This window comes from Zobellella taiwanensis (assembly GCF_003012795.1).
GTDB classification, from domain to species: Bacteria; Pseudomonadota; Gammaproteobacteria; order Enterobacterales; family Aeromonadaceae; genus Oceanimonas; species Oceanimonas taiwanensis.
The window spans coordinates 120,269-135,798 of the sequence record NZ_PXYH01000011.1; the positions used below are offsets into that span (position 1 = coordinate 120,269).

The following is a 15,530-nucleotide window of genomic DNA, read 5'->3' on the forward strand; positions in this document are numbered from 1 at the left end:
TGGAATTGTCGAGGGCTGGCCGCGTTGGCGGCAGGTTAACAGCCTGTTGCAGGATAACAAGGGTTAACACCAAAGAGGTAACCCTATAACAGTGCCTCCCTTGATATCGGTCAAGGCAAGGCGAATTGCCGGCGCGGGCCGGTGCCGGCGAGCGCTATTGTGGCCGCGAGGTATGGCATGGGCGGGGGGCTGTGGATTAAGATGCGGCGTTGGATTTTCTGGAGAAACGGCCATGCCAAGGGCGAACGAAATCAAGAAGGGAATGGTGGTGGAGCTGAACGGCAAGCTGCTGATCGTGCGGGACATCGAGGTACAGAGCCCGAGCGCGCGCGGCGCCACTACCCTGTACAAGATGCGCTTTACCGACCTCAGGAGCGGGCTCAAGGCCGAGGAACGGTTCAAGGGGGATGATCTGCTGACCACCCAGGAGCTGCAACGGCGTACTGTGGTGCTGTCCTACGTCGACGGCGACGACCATATTTTCATGGACACCGAAGACTACAGCCAGTACCCGATCCGCAGCAGCGAAATCGTCGAGGAACTGCAGTTTCTCGACGAAAGCACCCAGGGGATCCAGGTGATGCTGGTGGATGGCCAGGTCATCGGCCTGGAGCCGCCCCAGGTGGTGGAAATGGAAATCCTCGACACGACGCCGGAAATCAAGGGCGCTTCCGCTTCGGCCCGCACCAAGCCGGCCAGTTTCGCCACCGGCCTGACCATACAGGTGCCAGAATACCTGAAGATCGGCGACCGGGTGCGCATCCACACCACGGAGCGGCGCTATATGGGTCGGGCCGACTGAGCGGGAGAGCCGATGGCGAACATAGTCCTGCTGGCCAACCTCAACTGCGACCATGTGCTGCTGCTCGGCGAGCCGCTGGCCGCCGGCGGTCGGCTGCAGTACCGGGACCAGGGGCGCCGGCTTGGCGGCGGCGCTGCCAACACCGGGGTGGGGTTGCTGTGGGCCGGGCACAATGTGGCCATCGCCTCCCGGGTGGGGCGTGATGAGACCGGCGACTGGCTGTTGCAGGCCGCTGCCGAGCTGGGCCTGGATACCCGCTACGTGGAACAGTTCGACGGTGAAACCGGCGAATTGCTGATCCTGGTCGACAGCCAGGGCGAACGGACCATATTGCGCCAGGCCCGCCGTCCCGCCCTGCCCGGCAGGCTGCCGCTGGAGCCGGTGGACTGCCTGTATGTCAACCTGGACGGTGCCGAGGCGGCCGGCTACATGGCCGACATGGCCGGGCACAGCCTGGTGGTGGCCCAGTATCCCAAGGGCGGACGCTGGCCGCGGCCCTGCCGGGTGATGATCGCCTCGGCGGCGGACCTGGGCGAGCAGGAATGTCCTTGGCGCCATGCCCGCCGGCTGGCGGGCGAGAGGCTGGAGTGGCTGGTGGTGACCCATGGTGAGCAGGGGGCCGAGGCGTTTTCGGCCGACCGCCACATCCGGGTACCGGCCCGGCCGGTATCGGTGGTGGATGCCACCGGCGCCGGCGATGCCTTTGCCGGCGGCCTGATCCATGGCCTGGTGGCGGGCCTCGACATGCCGGCGGCTCTGGAGCAGGCCGGCCAGTGGGCGGCCTATACCCTGTCGTCGTCCAGCTCCATTCCCTCCGAGCGGCTCAAGAGCTATCTGCGCCGGGGCTGAATTCGCCGCCGGTCGCTGGTAAGCTTGGGCCTTGTCATGCGGTTTCGGAACGGACGCGGTGGATAACGGTTTTTGGGTTTCCCTGCTGGCCTTGGGCTGGCGCTGGTCGGTGTTTCTGATGTTCCCCCTGCTGGTGTTCGGTTACGGGCAGGTGCTGGACCTGCCCCTGGCCTTCTTCGACCAGGGTGTCAACCGGCACAAGTGGCTGATTACCCTGTTGTATCTGCTTTATGTGTTGCTCTGGCTGCGTTTCAACCGGCGGGTGAAGGCCCTGCTGGAGCAACGGCGGCGATGATGGCCCAGTTTTTGTCCGGTTACTGGCCCTGGGGGCTGGCCCTGTTGTCCGCCCTGGCGGCCTGGGGGTTGACCCGCCAGGCCCTGGGCACCCGGCTGCAACTGCTGGCTCAGCATAATGACCAGTTGCAGCGGCAGCTTGATGAGCGCCGGCTGGAGCTGCAGGACGGCCGCCAGCGGCTGGAGCAGCAGCAGCAGTTGGTGCTCAAGATGAACGGCCGGCTCAAGGAATACGAGACCCTGCTGCGTCAGGAACGCCAGTGGGCGGCGGAAAAGCAGGCCCAGCTCGAGGACAGCGAGCAACGGCTGCAGCAGCAGTTCGAAAACCTGGCCCAGCGTATCTTCGAACAAAAGACCCATCACTTCCGTGAGCTCAACCAGCACAGCCTGGACGGCCTGCTTGGCCCCCTGCGCGAGCAGTTGGAGGGCTTTCGCCGCACCATGCAGGAAACCTATGCCGACGAGAGCCGCCAGCGCCACAGCCTGAAATTTGAAATCGAGCGGCTGGCCGAATTCAACCGGCAGATGAGCGCCGATACCGCCGCCCTGACCCGGGCCCTGAAGGGAGACAGCAAACAGCAGGGCAACTGGGGCGAGGTGGTACTGGCTCGGGTGCTGTCCGAGTCGGGGCTGCGCGCTGGACACGAATACAGTACCCAGCAAAGTCTCAGCAACGCCGACGGCCGGCGTTATCAGCCGGATGTGGTGGTACACCTGCCCCAGGACAAGGACATCATCATCGACGCCAAGGTGTCGCTTACCGCCTACGAGCGCTACTTCAACGGCGAGGATGACCTTGCCCGTGAGCAGGCCCTGCGCGAGCATGTGGCCTCGGTGCGCGGCCATATCCGCGAGCTGGGGCGCAAGGACTACCACCTGTTGCAGGGGGTGCGCACCCTGGATTATGTGCTGATGTTCGTGGCGGTGGAGCCGGCTTTCCTGGTGGCGGTGGAGGCGGATCCCGGGCTGGTGAAATACGCCCTGGAGCACAACATACTGCTGGTCAGCCCCACCAATCTGCTGGTGGCGCTGCGCACCATAGAAAACCTGTGGCGGGTGGAGCGGCAGAACCAGAACGCGCGCAAGATCGCGGAATCGGCGGGTAAAATCTACGAAAAGCTGCGTTTGTTCACGGAAGACATGGAGGCGGTCGGCCAGTCGCTGCAGCGGGCCGAGGACAGTTACCAGAGGGCGATGAAAAAGCTCAGCTCGGGGCGGGGCAACCTGATCCGCCAGGCCGAAGCCTTCCGCGAGCTGGGGGTGGAGGTCACCAAGCCGCTGCCCGAAGCGCTGCGGGAAAGGGCGAATGAAGAGCCCTTGCACTCGCTGCCGGGGGCGCGGCAGGCGGATTAAAGGAAGAAGGGGCTGGGCTGGAACAGCCGTTCCACTTCCGGGATGAATTTCTTGTCCACCAGGAACAGCACCACGTGGTCATTCTGTTCGATCACGGTTTTGTCGTGGGCGATCAGCACCTCGTCGCCGCGCACTATGGCGCCTATGGTGGTGCCCGGCGGCAGCTTGAGCTCGCCCACCCGCCGGCCCACCACCTTGGAGGTGGCGCTGTCGCCATGGGCGATGGCTTCGATGGCCTCGGCCGCGCCCCGGCGCAAGGAATAGACGTTGACGATGTCGGCCCGGCGCACATGGGTGAGCAGGGCCGAGATGGTGGCCTGCTGGGGCGAGATGGCCACGTCTATGGTGCCGCCCTGCACCAGATCCACGTAGGCGCCGCGCTGGATCAGCACCATCACCTTCTTGGCGCCCATTTTCTTGGCGAGCATGGCCGACATGATGTTGGCCTCGTCCTCGTTGGTCAGGGCGATAAAGACATCCACCTGATCGATATGTTCTTCCGCCAGCAATTCCTGATCGGCGGCATCGCCGCAGAAGACGATGGTGTGTTCCAGCATTTCCGACAGTTGCTCGGCCCGCTGCGGGTTGCGCTCCACCAGTTTCACCGAGTAGCGTTTCTCCAGCCGCCGGGCCAGTCCGGCGCCGATGTTGCCGCCGCCCACTATCATGATGCGCTTGTAGTCGCTTTCGAGCCGCTGCAGCTCGGACATCACCGCCTTGATATGGCCGCTGGCGGCGACGAAGAACACCTCGTCGTCCGCTTCTATGATGGTGGTGCCCTGGGGCCGGATCGGCCGATCCTGGCGGAAAATGGCTGCTACCCGGGTATCGACCCCGGGCATGTGGTCGCGCAGGGTGGACAGGGCGTTGCCCACCAGGGGGCCGCCGTAGTAGGCCTTGATCGCCACCAGGCCGACCTTGCCCTCGGCGAAGTCCACCACCTGCAGGGCGCCGGGATACTGGATAAGCCGGTAGATATACTCGGTGACCAGTTGTTCGGGGGCGATCAGGCTGTCGACCGGAATCGCTTCGTTGAGGAACAGCCGGTCCCGCTCGGCGAGAAATTCGGGGGAGCGGATGCGCGCCACCTTGTTGGGGGTGTTGAACAGGGAGTAGGCCACCTGGCAGGCGATCATGTTGGTTTCATCGCTGTTGGTCACCGCCACCAGCATGTCCGCATCCTGGGCGCCGGCCTCGCGCAGTACGCTGGGATAGGCGCCGTGGCCGTTGACCACCCGCAGGTCGTACTTGTCCTGCAGTTCGCGCAGCCGTTCGCCGTTGGTGTCCACTATGGTGATGTCGTTGTTTTCGCCCACCAGGTTTTCCGCCAGGGTACCGCCTACCTGGCCGGCGCCCAGAATGATGATTTTCATGCCCGCTTACCCAGTTTGGCGTAGTAGAAGCCGTCCCGGCCCGCGTCGCCCGGCAGCAGTTGCCAGCCCGGCTGGTCCGGGGTGTCGTGCTCGTGCAGCGGCAGATGCCGGGCATCCGGGGTGCGTTGCAGGAAAGCCCGGATCTGCTCGCCGTTTTCGTCCGGCAGTATGGAGCAGGTGGCGTACAGCAGCACGCCGCCCGGCCTGAGCCTGGCCCAGAGGGCATCGAGGATGCGCCCCTGCAGGGCCGCCAGTTGGGGGATGTCCTCCGGGCGGCGCAGCCACTTGATGTCCGGGTGGCGGCGGATGACGCCGGTGGCGGAGCAGGGTGCGTCCAGCAGGATGCGATCGAAGTCGGGTCCCTGACACCAGTCCTCGGGCCGGGCGGCGTCCCCCTGCAGCACGGTGGCCGCAAGATCGATGCGTTCCAGGTTCTGCCGTACCCGCTGCAGGCGCTCCGCATCCAGGTCCACCGCGACCAGTTGGCCGAGGCCGGGCTGGCGTTCGAGAATATGGGCCGTCTTGCCGCCCGGGGCGGCGCAGGCGTCGAGCACCAGCTCGCCGGGCGCCGCTTCGAGCAGTTGGGCCGCCATCTGGGCGGCGGCATCCTGTACCGAGCAGTGGCCCAGTTCGAAGCCGGGCAGGCTGGTGACGTCCACCGGCCGGGCCAGGCGCAGGGCCGCCTCGGCCAGGGCGTCGGGCTCGGCCTCCAGCCCTGCCTGCCGCAGCAGGGTCTGGTAGTGGCTACGGTCGTGGTGGCGGGCGTTGACACGGATCCACATGGGCGGGTGCTGGTTGTTGGCTGCGAGGATCTGCTCCCACCGTTCCGGGTAGGCTTGCTGCAGCCGCTTCACCAGCCAGTTGGGGTGGGCCAGGCGCAGTTGGGGCAGGGCATCGACCCTGGCGATCAGCTTGTCCTGCCGGCGCTGCACGTTGCGTAGCACGCCGTTGACCATGCCCTTGAAGGGCTCGGCCTTGAGCAGCTTGCAGGCATTGACGGTCTCGGCCAGGGCGGCGTGGGCCGGGATCCGGGTATAGAGCAACTGGTAGATGCCCACCAGCAACAAGGCGTGAACCGGCTGGTATTTGCCCTTGAGCGGCTTGTCCAGCAGTTGCTTGGCGATGGCGTCGAGCCGGCTGTACCAGCGCAGGCTGCCGAAGCAGAGTTCCTGCAGCAGCGCCCTGTCCCTGGCGGCGACTTCCTGCTGGAAACGGGGCAGCAGGGTGGACACCGACTGGCCCTGGTTGATCACTTGGTGGAGGAGTTGGGCCGCGGCGGCACGGGTTTTCATAAGGATACCGATAAGTTGGGTGGGATCAGGCCAGCGTTCTGCCGGGTTCGAACCAGTCCTGGCGGGCGTTGAGCAGGTCCTGGCAGGACATGGCTTTCTTGCCCGGCGGCTGCAGGCTGAGCAGGCGCAGCACGCCGTCGCCGGTGGCCACGTCGATGCCGGCCTTGCCGGCCCTGAGCAGGGTGCCGGGCGGCTGCCCTGAGGCGTCATCCAGCGCCTGGGCCTGCCAGACCTTGATATTGTGCCCGGCCAGCATGAAATAGCTGACCGGCCAGGGATTAAAGGCGCGCACACAGCGCTCTATATGGGCGGCGGGCTGGCGCCAGTCGATCAGCGCCTCTTCCTTGCTGAGCTTGTCCGCGTAGTTGGCCTGGGCGTCGTCCTGGGGCTCGGCCACCGCCTTGCCCATGGCCAGTTGGGCCAGGGTATGCAGCAGGGCTTGGGGGCCGATGGCCGCCAGCTTGTCATAGAGGCTGGCGGAGGTGTCGTCCGGGGCGATGGCCAGGCTGGCTTTGTGCAGCATGGCGCCGGTATCCAGGCCCTTGTCCATTTGCATGATGGTGACGCCGGTCTCGGCGTCGCCGGCCCAGATGGCCCGTTGGATGGGGGCGGCACCCCGCCAGCGCGGCAGCAGGGAGCCGTGCACATTGATGCAGCCGAGGCGCGGGGTATCCAGCACCGCCTGGGGCAGGATCAGGCCGTAGGCCACCACCACCATGATGTCGGCGCCCAGGGCGGCCAGCTCGGCCCGGGCCTGCTCGTTGCGCAGGCTCTCGGGCTGGTGGACCGGTATGCCGGCCTGCTCGGCGAGCACCTTGACCGGGCTTGGGGTCAGCTTCTTGCCCCGCCCGGCGGGCCGGTCCGGCTGGGTGTAGACGGCGATGACATTGTGCTCCGAGTCGAGCAGGGCCTGCAGGTGGCGGGCGGCGAAGTCCGGGGTACCGGCGAAGATGATGTTGAGCTTGCTCAAGGGGTGTCCTTTGTCGGGATTAGCGTTGTTCCTGCTTGGCGAGTTTTTCCAGCTTCTGGCGGATGCGCTGGCGCTTGAGCGGCGACAGGTAATCGACGAACAGCTTGCCGATAAGGTGATCCATCTCGTGCTGGATGCAGATGGCCAGCAGATCGTCTGCCTCCAGTTCGAAGAGCTGGCCGCTGACGTCCTGGGCGCGCACCTTCACCCGCTCGGCCCGGGACACCAGGGCGCGGGCGCCGGGCACCGACAGGCAGCCTTCCTCGATGCCGGTGCTGCCGGACTGCTCTATGATCTCCGGGTTGATCAGCACCAGCCGTTCATTCCGCTCTTCGGACACGTCAATCACGATCAGCCGCTGGTGAATATCGACCTGGGTCGCCGCCAGGCCAATGCCTTCCTCGGCGTACATGGTTTCAAACATATCATCTACAATGTGCTGCAGGGCAGGGGTGAACTCTGTGACGGGCTTGGCGACGGTTCGCAGCCGCTCGTCGGGAAAACGTAATACGTCTAATACTTTTGCCATGGTGACTATGCTTTTTCCTGAAACGGTTCTGCCAGTATTTTAGCCATTTAACACCATAAAAAACAGCAAGAGTTGGCCTGAGGACAGGGATGTGACAAAACCGCAAGGCATGTTTCTACTCGCTCTGTTGCTGGTCTCCGTGTCCGGCGTCCGGGCCGATGGACCCGAGCTGAACGAGCATTATCCCCGCCATTACACCGTGCGCCAGGGCGATACCCTGTGGGATATCTCGGCCCGTTTCCTGCGCCAGCCCTGGCGCTGGCCCGAGCTGTGGCGCCACAATCCGCAACTGGACAGCCCCCACCTTATCTATCCCGGTGACGAGCTGGTGTTGCAGTGGATCGACGGCCGGCCTCGCCTGATGAAACGGCGGGAACGGGAAGGGGTGGTCCGGTTGGTGCCTCGCATGAGGGCGGCGGCCGTGCCGACGGTTTCCTTGTCTACCATCGTCAGTTTCACCGACGGTTATCGTCTGCTCGATAAGGCCGAGCTGGCGGCGGCGGCCTATCTGGTGGGCGACGGAGAGGGCCGGCGCCTGCTGATCAAGGGCGAGGAAGCCTACGCCCGGGGACGGCTGGTGCCGGGCGGCCTGTATGGGGTATACCGCGAGCAGGGGCCATTGTTGCCCGGTGCGCGCCGGGACGAACAGCGGGTCGCCCTGGTGGGTACCCTGGTGGCTCGGGAGCAGGTGCGCGATACCCTGGCGCGGGTGGCCATCACCAGCCAGCGGCAGGAAATGCGCCAGGGTGATCTCCTCCTGCCCCTGGCAGCAGATGGCACCCTGGCCGCGTTTTATTTCCCAAGGCCAGGGCCTGAGCTGGCGGACGGCGAAGTCATTGCCATGGGGCGTGAAGGCAGTGTTGCGGGCCGCAACGGAGTGGTTTTCATCAATGGAGGCGAAGCCGAAGGGGTCAGACCTGGTGATCTGTATGGTGTGCTAAAGCCCGGGCCGGGTATTTATGATTACGATGCCAGCGCCCTGGGTCAGCTGCGTTATGCGGATTCTGCCAGCCGCTATCTGCGCAACACCGGACCGGCAGAGCTCCTGCCTGCCGAGCCGGTGGCACGGATCATGGTGTTTCGGGTCTATCGGCATGCCAGCGCCGCCCTGATCCTGGACAGCAAGGCGCTGATACGTTCCCGCTATCCCTTGGGCCCCCCCGGCGATGGCGCTCGGTGATCTGGCCACTCATGGGCTTCTGCCCTGGCTGGCCTTGCAGCAAACTCCGGGGCTGGGGCCGGTACGTGGCTTCAGGCTATGGCAAACACTGGGCTCGGAGTGGTACCTCAGTGAACGGCTTGATCGCGGCGGCCTGAGCGCCGAGCAGCTTGCCGGCCTGGGGATAGCGCCCCTGGCGCTGCTGGACCGACTGTTGGCCTGGCAACAGGCCGGGCCCGGACGGCATATCCTGACCCGGGATAAGCCGGAATATCCCGCTCGGCTCAACACCCTGGCGGGGGCTCCCCTGTTGCTGTTTGTGGAAGGCGATCCCGCCGTTCTGGACAGGCCGCAACTGGCGGTGGTGGGCAGTCGCCAGCCGTCCTATGTCGGCAAGGAAAATACCCGCACTCTGGTGCCCCGGCTGGTGGAAGCGGGGTTGACCATCACCTCGGGCCTGGCGCTGGGAGTGGATGGCCTGGCCCACCAGGCGGCACTGGCGGCGGGAGGCATGACCCTGGCCGTATTGGGCTGCGGGCTGGAGCAATGCTATCCCAAGCGCCATGGCCCTCTGTCCCGCACCATTCTGGACGGCGGCGGCGCCCTCGTGGCCGAATGTTATCCCTGGGAGGGGCCCCTGGCCCATCACTTTCCCCGGCGCAATCGTATCATCAGCGGACTGAGCCTGGGGGTGCTGGTGGTGGAGGCGGCCGAACGCAGTGGTTCGTTGATCACCGCTCGTTTCGCCCTGGAGCAGGGGCGGGAGGTGTTCGCCATACCGGGAGCGCGGCAGAATCCGCTGGCCGGGGGGTGTAACCGCCTGATCCAGCAAGGAGCCAAACTGGTCTGTGAAGTCGAGGATATCCTTGAGGAACTGATCGAGTTCTCTTGCGCCGCGATAAAAATTCATGCTCCCGCCCCGGTGGAAACATTGCCTTATCCGGACTTGTTGGATAACGTAGGTTTAGAGGCAACGTCGGTGGATTTGATCGCATCCCGTTGCCAACAGCCGGTGCAGGAAGTGCTAACCCGGCTGGTCGAGCTGGAATTGACCGGTTGGGTGGAATCCGTACCCGGGGGTTATGTCAGAGCGAGGAGGAACTGATCATGTTCGAAGTACTGATGTACTTGTTCGAAACCTACATCCATGCAGATGTAGACGCCATGGTGGATCAGGAAGAACTCGCCGATGAATTGACTCAGGCGGGGTTTAACAAGGAGGAAATCCTCAAGGCCCTGGCCTGGCTGGAACGGCTGGCCGAGCTGCAGGAAACCGAGGCGACGCCGGCCTGTGCCCGTTCTGCGCCCGATTCCTTCCGTATCTACACACCCGAAGAATTGTACAAGCTCGACACCGAAGGTCGCGGTTTTCTGCTGTTCCTCGAACAAATCAAGGTACTGGATGCTGAGTCCCGGGAAATTGTTATCGACAGGGTGATGGAGCTGGATTCGCCGGTCATTGAACTCGACGATCTCAAGTGGGTCGTGCTGATGGTGCTGTTCAACATGCCGGGGGGCGAGTCCGCCTACCATCAACTGGAAGACCTGATTTTCGAGCAGCCGGAAGGGGCGGTTCACTGACGCGGGTCGCGCTGATAGAATCCGGCAAACGGATTCGGAGGCGCGACATGTCGAAAATCGATCACAGTCTGTTCAGCGTGCAGCAGGGCGGCGGCCAGGACGAGCGTTGTCCTCGCTGTGGCAGCCTGCTGCAACTGCGCCAGGGCAAGCATGGCCCCTTTCTCGGATGCGCCTCCTATCCTGGCTGTGATTACCTGCGCCCGCTCAGGGTGATAGAGCACGATGAAGATATCGAAAAGGTGCTGGACGGCAGTGCCTGTCCCCTGTGTGCTCACCCTCTGGCTATCCGCAAGGGCCGCTATGGCCTGTTTATCGGTTGTACCCACTATCCTGACTGCCATTATGTGGCGGACGTCAACGACCAGGGCAACAGTGATCCGCTTTGCCCCGCCTGTGGCCGGGGCCACCTGGTTGCCCGTACTTCCCGCTACGGCAAGCGTTTTTACGCCTGTGACGCCTATCCGGGATGCCGGTATGTGATCAATGACAAGCCGGTCGCCACTGCCTGTCCCGATTGTGGTTTTGGCATTTTGGCCGAGCGGCGTGGCCAGGTGTATTGTCCCAACAAGGGGTGTGGATACGCATCCAAAACCACCCCGTGAACAAGGAAATTCCCTCAAGTGAACCAGCAAACCCTTTTGAGTGTGGCAGAGCGTCTTCACCGGGGTGCCGTTATCGGTTACGCCACCGAGGCTGTATTTGGCCTGGGCTGCGATCCCGATAATGGAGAGGCAGTGAAGCGCCTGTTGGCCATCAAGCAGCGGCCTATCGACAAGGGATTGGTGCTGATAGCCGCCGATTTCAGCCAACTGCAGCCTTACCTGGATTTGTCCCGGCTGCCGGCCGGCCGGCTGGAAGTGATCCTTGCCAGTTGGCCTGGCCCCAACACCTGGATTATTCCGGCACGTCCCGAGGTGCCCGAGTGGCTGCGCGGGCGTTTTGATTCCCTGGCGGTGCGGGTGACCGATCATCCTCAAGCCCACGATCTCTGCCTGGCCTTCGGCAAGCCCCTGGTATCCACCAGTGCCAACAAGAGCGGTGAAGAGCCGGCGCGAACCCAGGAGTCCCTGGCCTCCCGGCTGGGGGGCGAGCTGGATTACATCCTGCCCGGCCTGACCGGCGGCCGGGCCAATCCGTCGCTGATCCGCGACGGCATTACCGGCGCCGTGGTGCGCCCGGCGTGAAATCGATATCCCATGTAAGGAAATGTCATGATTAGCAAACCGGATACTGCCGCCGTCAAGGCGTTTTTGCTCGGGCTGCAGGACCATATTTGCCGGCGACTGGAAGAGGCCGACGGTGCCGGCCGCTTTGCGGAAGACAGCTGGACCCGCCAGGAGGGCGGTGGCGGCCGTAGCCGGGTGCTGCGCAATGGCGCTGTGATCGAGCAGGGCGGGGTTAATTTTTCCCATGTCTATGGCGCCGCCATGCCGGCCTCCGCCACCGCTCATCGACCCGAGCTGGCCGGGCGTTCCTTTGAGGCCATGGGCGTCTCCTTGGTGATCCACCCCCGTAATCCCCATGTGCCGACCAGCCACGCCAATGTACGCTTCTTTATCGCCGAAAAAGAAGGAGCGGATCCGGTGTGGTGGTTTGGCGGCGGTTTTGATCTGACGCCCTTCTATCCGGTGGAAGAGGATTGCCGGCACTGGCACCGGGTGGCCCGCGAGCTGTGTGCCCCCTTCGGGGAGCAGGTCTATCCGGAATACAAGGCCTGGTGCGATCGCTATTTCTACCTTAAGCACAGGGATGAAACCCGGGGCGTGGGCGGGCTCTTCTTCGACGATCTGAACCACTGGCCCTTCGAGCAGTGCTTCGCCTTTATGCAGGCAGTGGGGCAGGGCTACCTCGACGCCTACCTGCCGATAGTGGCCAGGCGCAAGGATACGCCCTATGGCGAACAGGAGCGCCAGTTCCAGCTCTATCGTCGGGGACGTTACGTAGAATTCAACCTGGTGTACGACAGGGGAACCCTGTTCGGCCTGCAGACCGGCGGGCGCACTGAGTCAATTTTGATGTCAATGCCGCCCCTGGCGCGTTGGGAGTACAACTGGCAACCGGAGCCCGGTTCTGCAGAAGCCGGGCTGCAGGCCTTCCTGGTCCCCAGGGACTGGATTAACTGACCGGTTCTGCCTTGGGGCCGAACAACTCTATGACCCTGTCGATCAGCGTCTGGCGCTCGCCGCCGGGCAGGTAGGCGGCATAGACCTCCCTGCTGATGGCCGGCGCCTTGTCCACCAGGAACAGGCGTTCCTGTTCCTGGTAAATTTTTATCATCGAACTGGGCAGGAAGGCGCTGCCCCCATGATGCAACAGGTATTCCAGGGCGATGCGTACTGAGCCGGTATGCAGCAGAGGCGGTGTGGCGGTATTGAACAGTTTGGCATGCTGGGTATTGAAGGCCGTACCCCAGTCGATGCGGATATAGTCCTGAGCCATGGCTTTTTCCGCATCCAGATTTGGGTACGTGGATACCAGCTGCAGTTCCATGGTGTGCATGGCGATGTGGCGTACGCCCTCGATCCGCGCCGGATCGGTCAGAAAGGCCAGATCCAGGGTACGGCCCAGCAAGGCACGGGTCATTTGCTCCGGCGTACGGATATCGGCCCGCAGCGACAAGGCCGGCAGTTCGCAGTAAAGGCGATGCAAGCCATCCTGCAGGTAGGCATCCCACAGATTGGCGGTACCGGCCACCGCCAATTGCTGGGTCTGGCGCTCGCTCAGAGCCACTTCATGCTGAGCCCTGGCCCAGGCCAGCAGCATCGACTCCGCATGAGGGATTAACGCCTCTCCGGAAGAAGTCAGCTGGATATTGTTGCGTAGCCGGGTGAACAGGGTGACACCCAACTGGCTTTCCAACTGGCGGATCCGGAAGCTGACCGCCGACGGCGTCAGGTAAAGATGTTCGGCCGCTTTGCCAAAATGGCGGGTGCGGGACACTTCCAGGAAGGTCTTTAAGAGTTCGGTATCCAAGGCTGGCCATAAATATTTTGTTCGTTAGCGCAAAATCTATTCATTTTGGCGGCCAATGCAACTAAAAAAGCGGGAATGATGGCAATATAGTGCCATGACCGGATCGGGCCCGGCCCGCGGTCGCCTTTATTCCCCCTTAATTGAGAAGCCTAGATGGACAAATACGTTGTTATCGGCAACCCCATAAACCACAGTCAGTCTCCCTTTATCCACCGACAGTTTGCCCAACAAGCCGGCCAGCAAATGAGTTACGAGCGGTTGCTGGCCCCGCTTGATGACTTTTCTGGCACGCTGCGCCAGTTCTTTCAGTCAGGCGGTAAGGGTGGGAATGTGACCGTGCCCTTTAAAACCGAAGCGCTGGCATTGGCCGACGACTTGACCGAGCGGGCGGAACAGGCCGGGGCGGCGAATACTCTGCATCTGCAATCCGATGGTCGCTTGCTGGCCGACAACACCGACGGTGCCGGCCTGGTGGCCGATCTTGAGCGGCTTGGAGTTCGGCTGTCCGGCCGTCGGCTGCTGCTGCTGGGAGCCGGCGGCGCGGCGCGCGGTGCCATGGCACCGCTGCTCGCCAGCTCAGTGGGAGAACTGATTGTGGCCAACCGTACCCAGAGCCGGGCCGAGGAGCTGGTGCACCGATTTGCTGCTATGGGCCCGGTGACGTGTCGGTCGCTGACCGCACTGGAGGGTGGGTTTGACATTATCATTAACAGTACTTCAGCCAGCCTGCAGGGAGAAAGTCTGGCCTTGCCTGCCTCGCTTTGCCATCCTCAGACCCGGGTCTACGATATGATGTATGGCCGGGAAGAAACGCCCTTCCTGCGTTGGGCCCGGGAACAGGGGGTGGAACATCGTTACGATGGCCTGGGCATGCTGGTAGGGCAGGCGGCGGAAAGTTTCCATTTGTGGCGAGGCGTACGGCCTGAGGTCGAACCTGTGCTGGCTGTGCTGAGGGCAAAGTTGGAGGTGCCATCATGAACCAGGATGTGATTGTCGGCGAGGAACTGTGCTGGCAGGCCGCCGAGCAAAGAGTGGCCTTCAGTGCCCAATGGCAGGGTCGCCATATTCCCTGTTTTATTTCGTTGCACCGGCTTGAACATATGGCGGCTCAGCCCTTGCAGGATGAAGCCAACATCCTGCTCGCTTTCGAGTCGGTCCGTTTCGACATTGAAGAGCGGGTCGGCATGCTTATCGAGGAAGAGGCCTTCGCGCCGGATGGCGGCGTCTACCTCTGATCCTCATGGCGCGGCTTTGCGCAAGTGCAGCGGCCGAGCATCCTGATGTCCCGCTGTTTCCATCGTTCCTGTGATTGTCTGTGGTTGTTTCAGGCTTGCTCCAGATATTCGTTTTTCAGCCGGACGTAGTTGTCGGCCGACTCCGGTAGAAAGGCTTTTTCTGCTTCGGTGAGCGGCCGCGCCTGGCGGACCGGCGAGCCCACGTAAAGATAGCCCGGCTCCAGTTTCTTGCCCGGAGGGACCAGACTGCCGGCGCCGATAATGACATCGTCCCCGACTTCAGCCCCATCCAGAATGATGCAGCCCATGCCCACCAGCACCCGGTTGCCGATGGTACAGGCATGCAGCATGGCCTTGTGCCCTATGGTGACATCTTCGCCGATGAGCAGCGGCAGGCCGTCGGGCCGGGCTGCGCTCTTGCGGGTGACGTGCAGCACGGTGCCATCCTGGATATTGGTGCGGGCGCCGATACGGATGTAATTCACATCTCCCCGGGCCGCCACCAGGGGCCAGATACTGGCGTCGTCACCCAGCTCGATATCGCCATAGAGCACGGCGGATTCCTCGACAAAGACGCCTTTACCCAGCCTGGGGCTGATCCCGTTGTAACTTTTCAATGTAGCCATACTGTTTTACTCCCGGTCAGTCAGATGGGGGGGACCCTGACGCTATTTTAAAGCTTCCGCCGGTAAAAACGAGGCTGGATTGTGCATAACCCTGTGGCTAAGCTGTATGTTTGCTGGGTTAATCGGCATTCGGTGCTTGGGACGACGTTTTTCACCAAAAAGCCCTTGCGCAAAAACCGCGGCTCCCTATAATGCGCCCTCACTGACACGGCACAACACGCCAACGTCAACAAGCAGTAAAAACTTCGGTTTAACCGCTTGACGAATACCAAGGATTGCGTAGAATACGCAGCCCTGACCCGATAACGGTCAACGCTCTTTAACAATCTATCAAGCAAACTGTGTGGGCACTCGCAGTCGATTGAGGAACAAAAAATACTGTTTTTCAATGATTTGTGAAGTGCACTAGTAATAGCAGCAATTCAGATATTCATTGAGCCTCAAATCTTTAATTGAAGAGTTTGATCATGGCTCAGATTGAACGCTGGCGGCAG

18 protein-coding genes are annotated in these 15,530 nt (G+C 62.8%); 12 read left to right on the plus strand and 6 right to left on the minus strand.

Annotated features, from left to right (window positions below):
- The first annotated feature begins 232 nt into the window (after positions 1-232).
- The 4 genes from efpL to rmuC are packed head-to-tail and all read left to right on the plus strand — an operon-like array spanning position 233 to position 3,298.
- Positions 233-802 (plus strand): elongation factor P-like protein EfpL, encoded by a 570-nt coding sequence (efpL, locus tag C7I36_RS09780; protein WP_106453532.1) that lies wholly within the window; start codon positions 233-235, stop codon positions 800-802.
- Positions 803-814: 12 nt separating this feature from the next.
- Positions 815-1,651, plus strand: coding sequence for a PfkB family carbohydrate kinase (locus C7I36_RS09785; protein ID WP_106453533.1), 837 nt, complete (start codon positions 815-817; stop codon positions 1,649-1,651).
- A gap of 58 nt (positions 1,652-1,709) precedes the next feature.
- Positions 1,710-1,946 (plus strand): hypothetical protein, encoded by a 237-nt coding sequence (locus tag C7I36_RS09790; RefSeq protein ID WP_106453534.1) that lies wholly within the window; start codon positions 1,710-1,712, stop codon positions 1,944-1,946.
- The gene (gene rmuC, locus C7I36_RS09795) at positions 1,946-3,298 is read left to right on the plus strand and encodes a DNA recombination protein RmuC (protein WP_106453555.1); all 1,353 of its coding nucleotides are present in this window, start codon (positions 1,946-1,948) and stop codon (positions 3,296-3,298) included. Before C7I36_RS09790 ends, rmuC begins: the two co-directional genes overlap by 1 nt.
- On the opposite strand, the gene trkA is transcribed toward rmuC, so the two are convergent.
- The 4 genes from trkA to def are packed head-to-tail and all read right to left on the minus strand — an operon-like array spanning position 3,295 to position 7,462.
- Positions 3,295-4,671 carry a Trk system potassium transporter TrkA gene (gene trkA / locus C7I36_RS09800; protein WP_106453535.1) on the minus strand — a complete coding sequence of 459 codons (1,377 nt, stop codon included), beginning with the start codon at positions 4,669-4,671 and terminating at the stop codon, positions 3,295-3,297. The genes rmuC and trkA overlap by 4 nt on opposite strands.
- Complete coding sequence (rsmB, locus tag C7I36_RS09805) at positions 4,668-5,963, minus strand: 16S rRNA (cytosine(967)-C(5))-methyltransferase RsmB (RefSeq protein ID WP_106453536.1); 1,296 nt, start codon at positions 5,961-5,963, stop codon at positions 4,668-4,670. Before rsmB ends, trkA begins: the two co-directional genes overlap by 4 nt.
- Before the next feature lie 25 nt (positions 5,964-5,988).
- On the minus strand, positions 5,989-6,933 hold the full coding sequence (gene fmt / locus C7I36_RS09810) for a methionyl-tRNA formyltransferase (RefSeq protein WP_106453537.1): 945 nt from the start codon (positions 6,931-6,933) through the stop codon (positions 5,989-5,991).
- Positions 6,934-6,952: 19 nt separating this feature from the next.
- The gene (gene def, locus C7I36_RS09815; protein WP_106453538.1) at positions 6,953-7,462 is read right to left on the minus strand and encodes a peptide deformylase; all 510 of its coding nucleotides are present in this window, start codon (positions 7,460-7,462) and stop codon (positions 6,953-6,955) included.
- A 91-nt stretch (positions 7,463-7,553) separates the two neighbouring features.
- On the opposite strand from def, the gene C7I36_RS09820 reads away from it, so the two are divergent.
- Genes C7I36_RS09820 through hemF form a run of 6 tightly spaced genes read left to right on the plus strand, consistent with a single transcriptional unit; the run spans position 7,554 to position 12,325 of the window.
- Positions 7,554-8,642, plus strand: coding sequence for a LysM peptidoglycan-binding domain-containing protein (locus C7I36_RS09820; protein WP_146137327.1), 1,089 nt, complete (start codon positions 7,554-7,556; stop codon positions 8,640-8,642).
- Entirely contained in the window at positions 8,629-9,726 is a 1,098-nt protein-coding gene (gene dprA / locus C7I36_RS09825; RefSeq protein WP_106453540.1) for a DNA-processing protein DprA, read from the plus strand. The genes C7I36_RS09820 and dprA overlap by 14 nt, the downstream gene beginning before the upstream one ends.
- 2 nt (positions 9,727-9,728) lie before the next feature.
- Positions 9,729-10,202, plus strand: coding sequence for a DUF494 family protein (locus C7I36_RS09830; protein ID WP_106453541.1), 474 nt, complete (start codon positions 9,729-9,731; stop codon positions 10,200-10,202).
- Between the two features lie 47 nt (positions 10,203-10,249).
- Positions 10,250-10,804: a DNA topoisomerase family protein gene (locus C7I36_RS09835; protein ID WP_106453542.1), complete on the plus strand. Its 555-nt coding sequence runs from the start codon at positions 10,250-10,252 to the stop codon at positions 10,802-10,804.
- A gap of 18 nt (positions 10,805-10,822) precedes the next feature.
- Complete coding sequence (tsaC, locus tag C7I36_RS09840) at positions 10,823-11,386, plus strand: L-threonylcarbamoyladenylate synthase type 1 TsaC (protein WP_106453543.1); 564 nt, start codon at positions 10,823-10,825, stop codon at positions 11,384-11,386.
- 30 nt (positions 11,387-11,416) lie between these two features.
- Positions 11,417-12,325 (plus strand): oxygen-dependent coproporphyrinogen oxidase, encoded by a 909-nt coding sequence (hemF, locus tag C7I36_RS09845; RefSeq protein WP_106453556.1) that lies wholly within the window; start codon positions 11,417-11,419, stop codon positions 12,323-12,325.
- Here hemF and hdfR read toward each other — a convergent pair.
- Positions 12,318-13,175, minus strand: a complete 858-nt coding sequence (gene hdfR, locus C7I36_RS09850) for an HTH-type transcriptional regulator HdfR (RefSeq protein WP_106453544.1) — start codon at positions 13,173-13,175, stop codon at positions 12,318-12,320. The genes hemF and hdfR overlap by 8 nt on opposite strands.
- 153 nt (positions 13,176-13,328) lie before the next feature.
- Between hdfR and aroE the strand changes: the two genes are divergently transcribed.
- Positions 13,329-14,153 carry a shikimate dehydrogenase gene (aroE, locus tag C7I36_RS09855; protein ID WP_106453545.1) on the plus strand — a complete coding sequence of 275 codons (825 nt, stop codon included), beginning with the start codon at positions 13,329-13,331 and terminating at the stop codon, positions 14,151-14,153.
- Positions 14,150-14,410, plus strand: coding sequence for a DUF1488 family protein (locus C7I36_RS09860; RefSeq protein WP_106453546.1), 261 nt, complete (start codon positions 14,150-14,152; stop codon positions 14,408-14,410). The genes aroE and C7I36_RS09860 overlap by 4 nt, the downstream gene beginning before the upstream one ends.
- Positions 14,411-14,499: 89 nt before the next feature.
- Here the strand turns inward: C7I36_RS09860 and C7I36_RS09865 are convergent, their stop codons facing one another.
- Entirely contained in the window at positions 14,500-15,036 is a 537-nt protein-coding gene (locus tag C7I36_RS09865; protein ID WP_106453547.1) for a gamma carbonic anhydrase family protein, read from the minus strand.
- Positions 15,037-15,530: the final 494 nt, after the last annotated feature.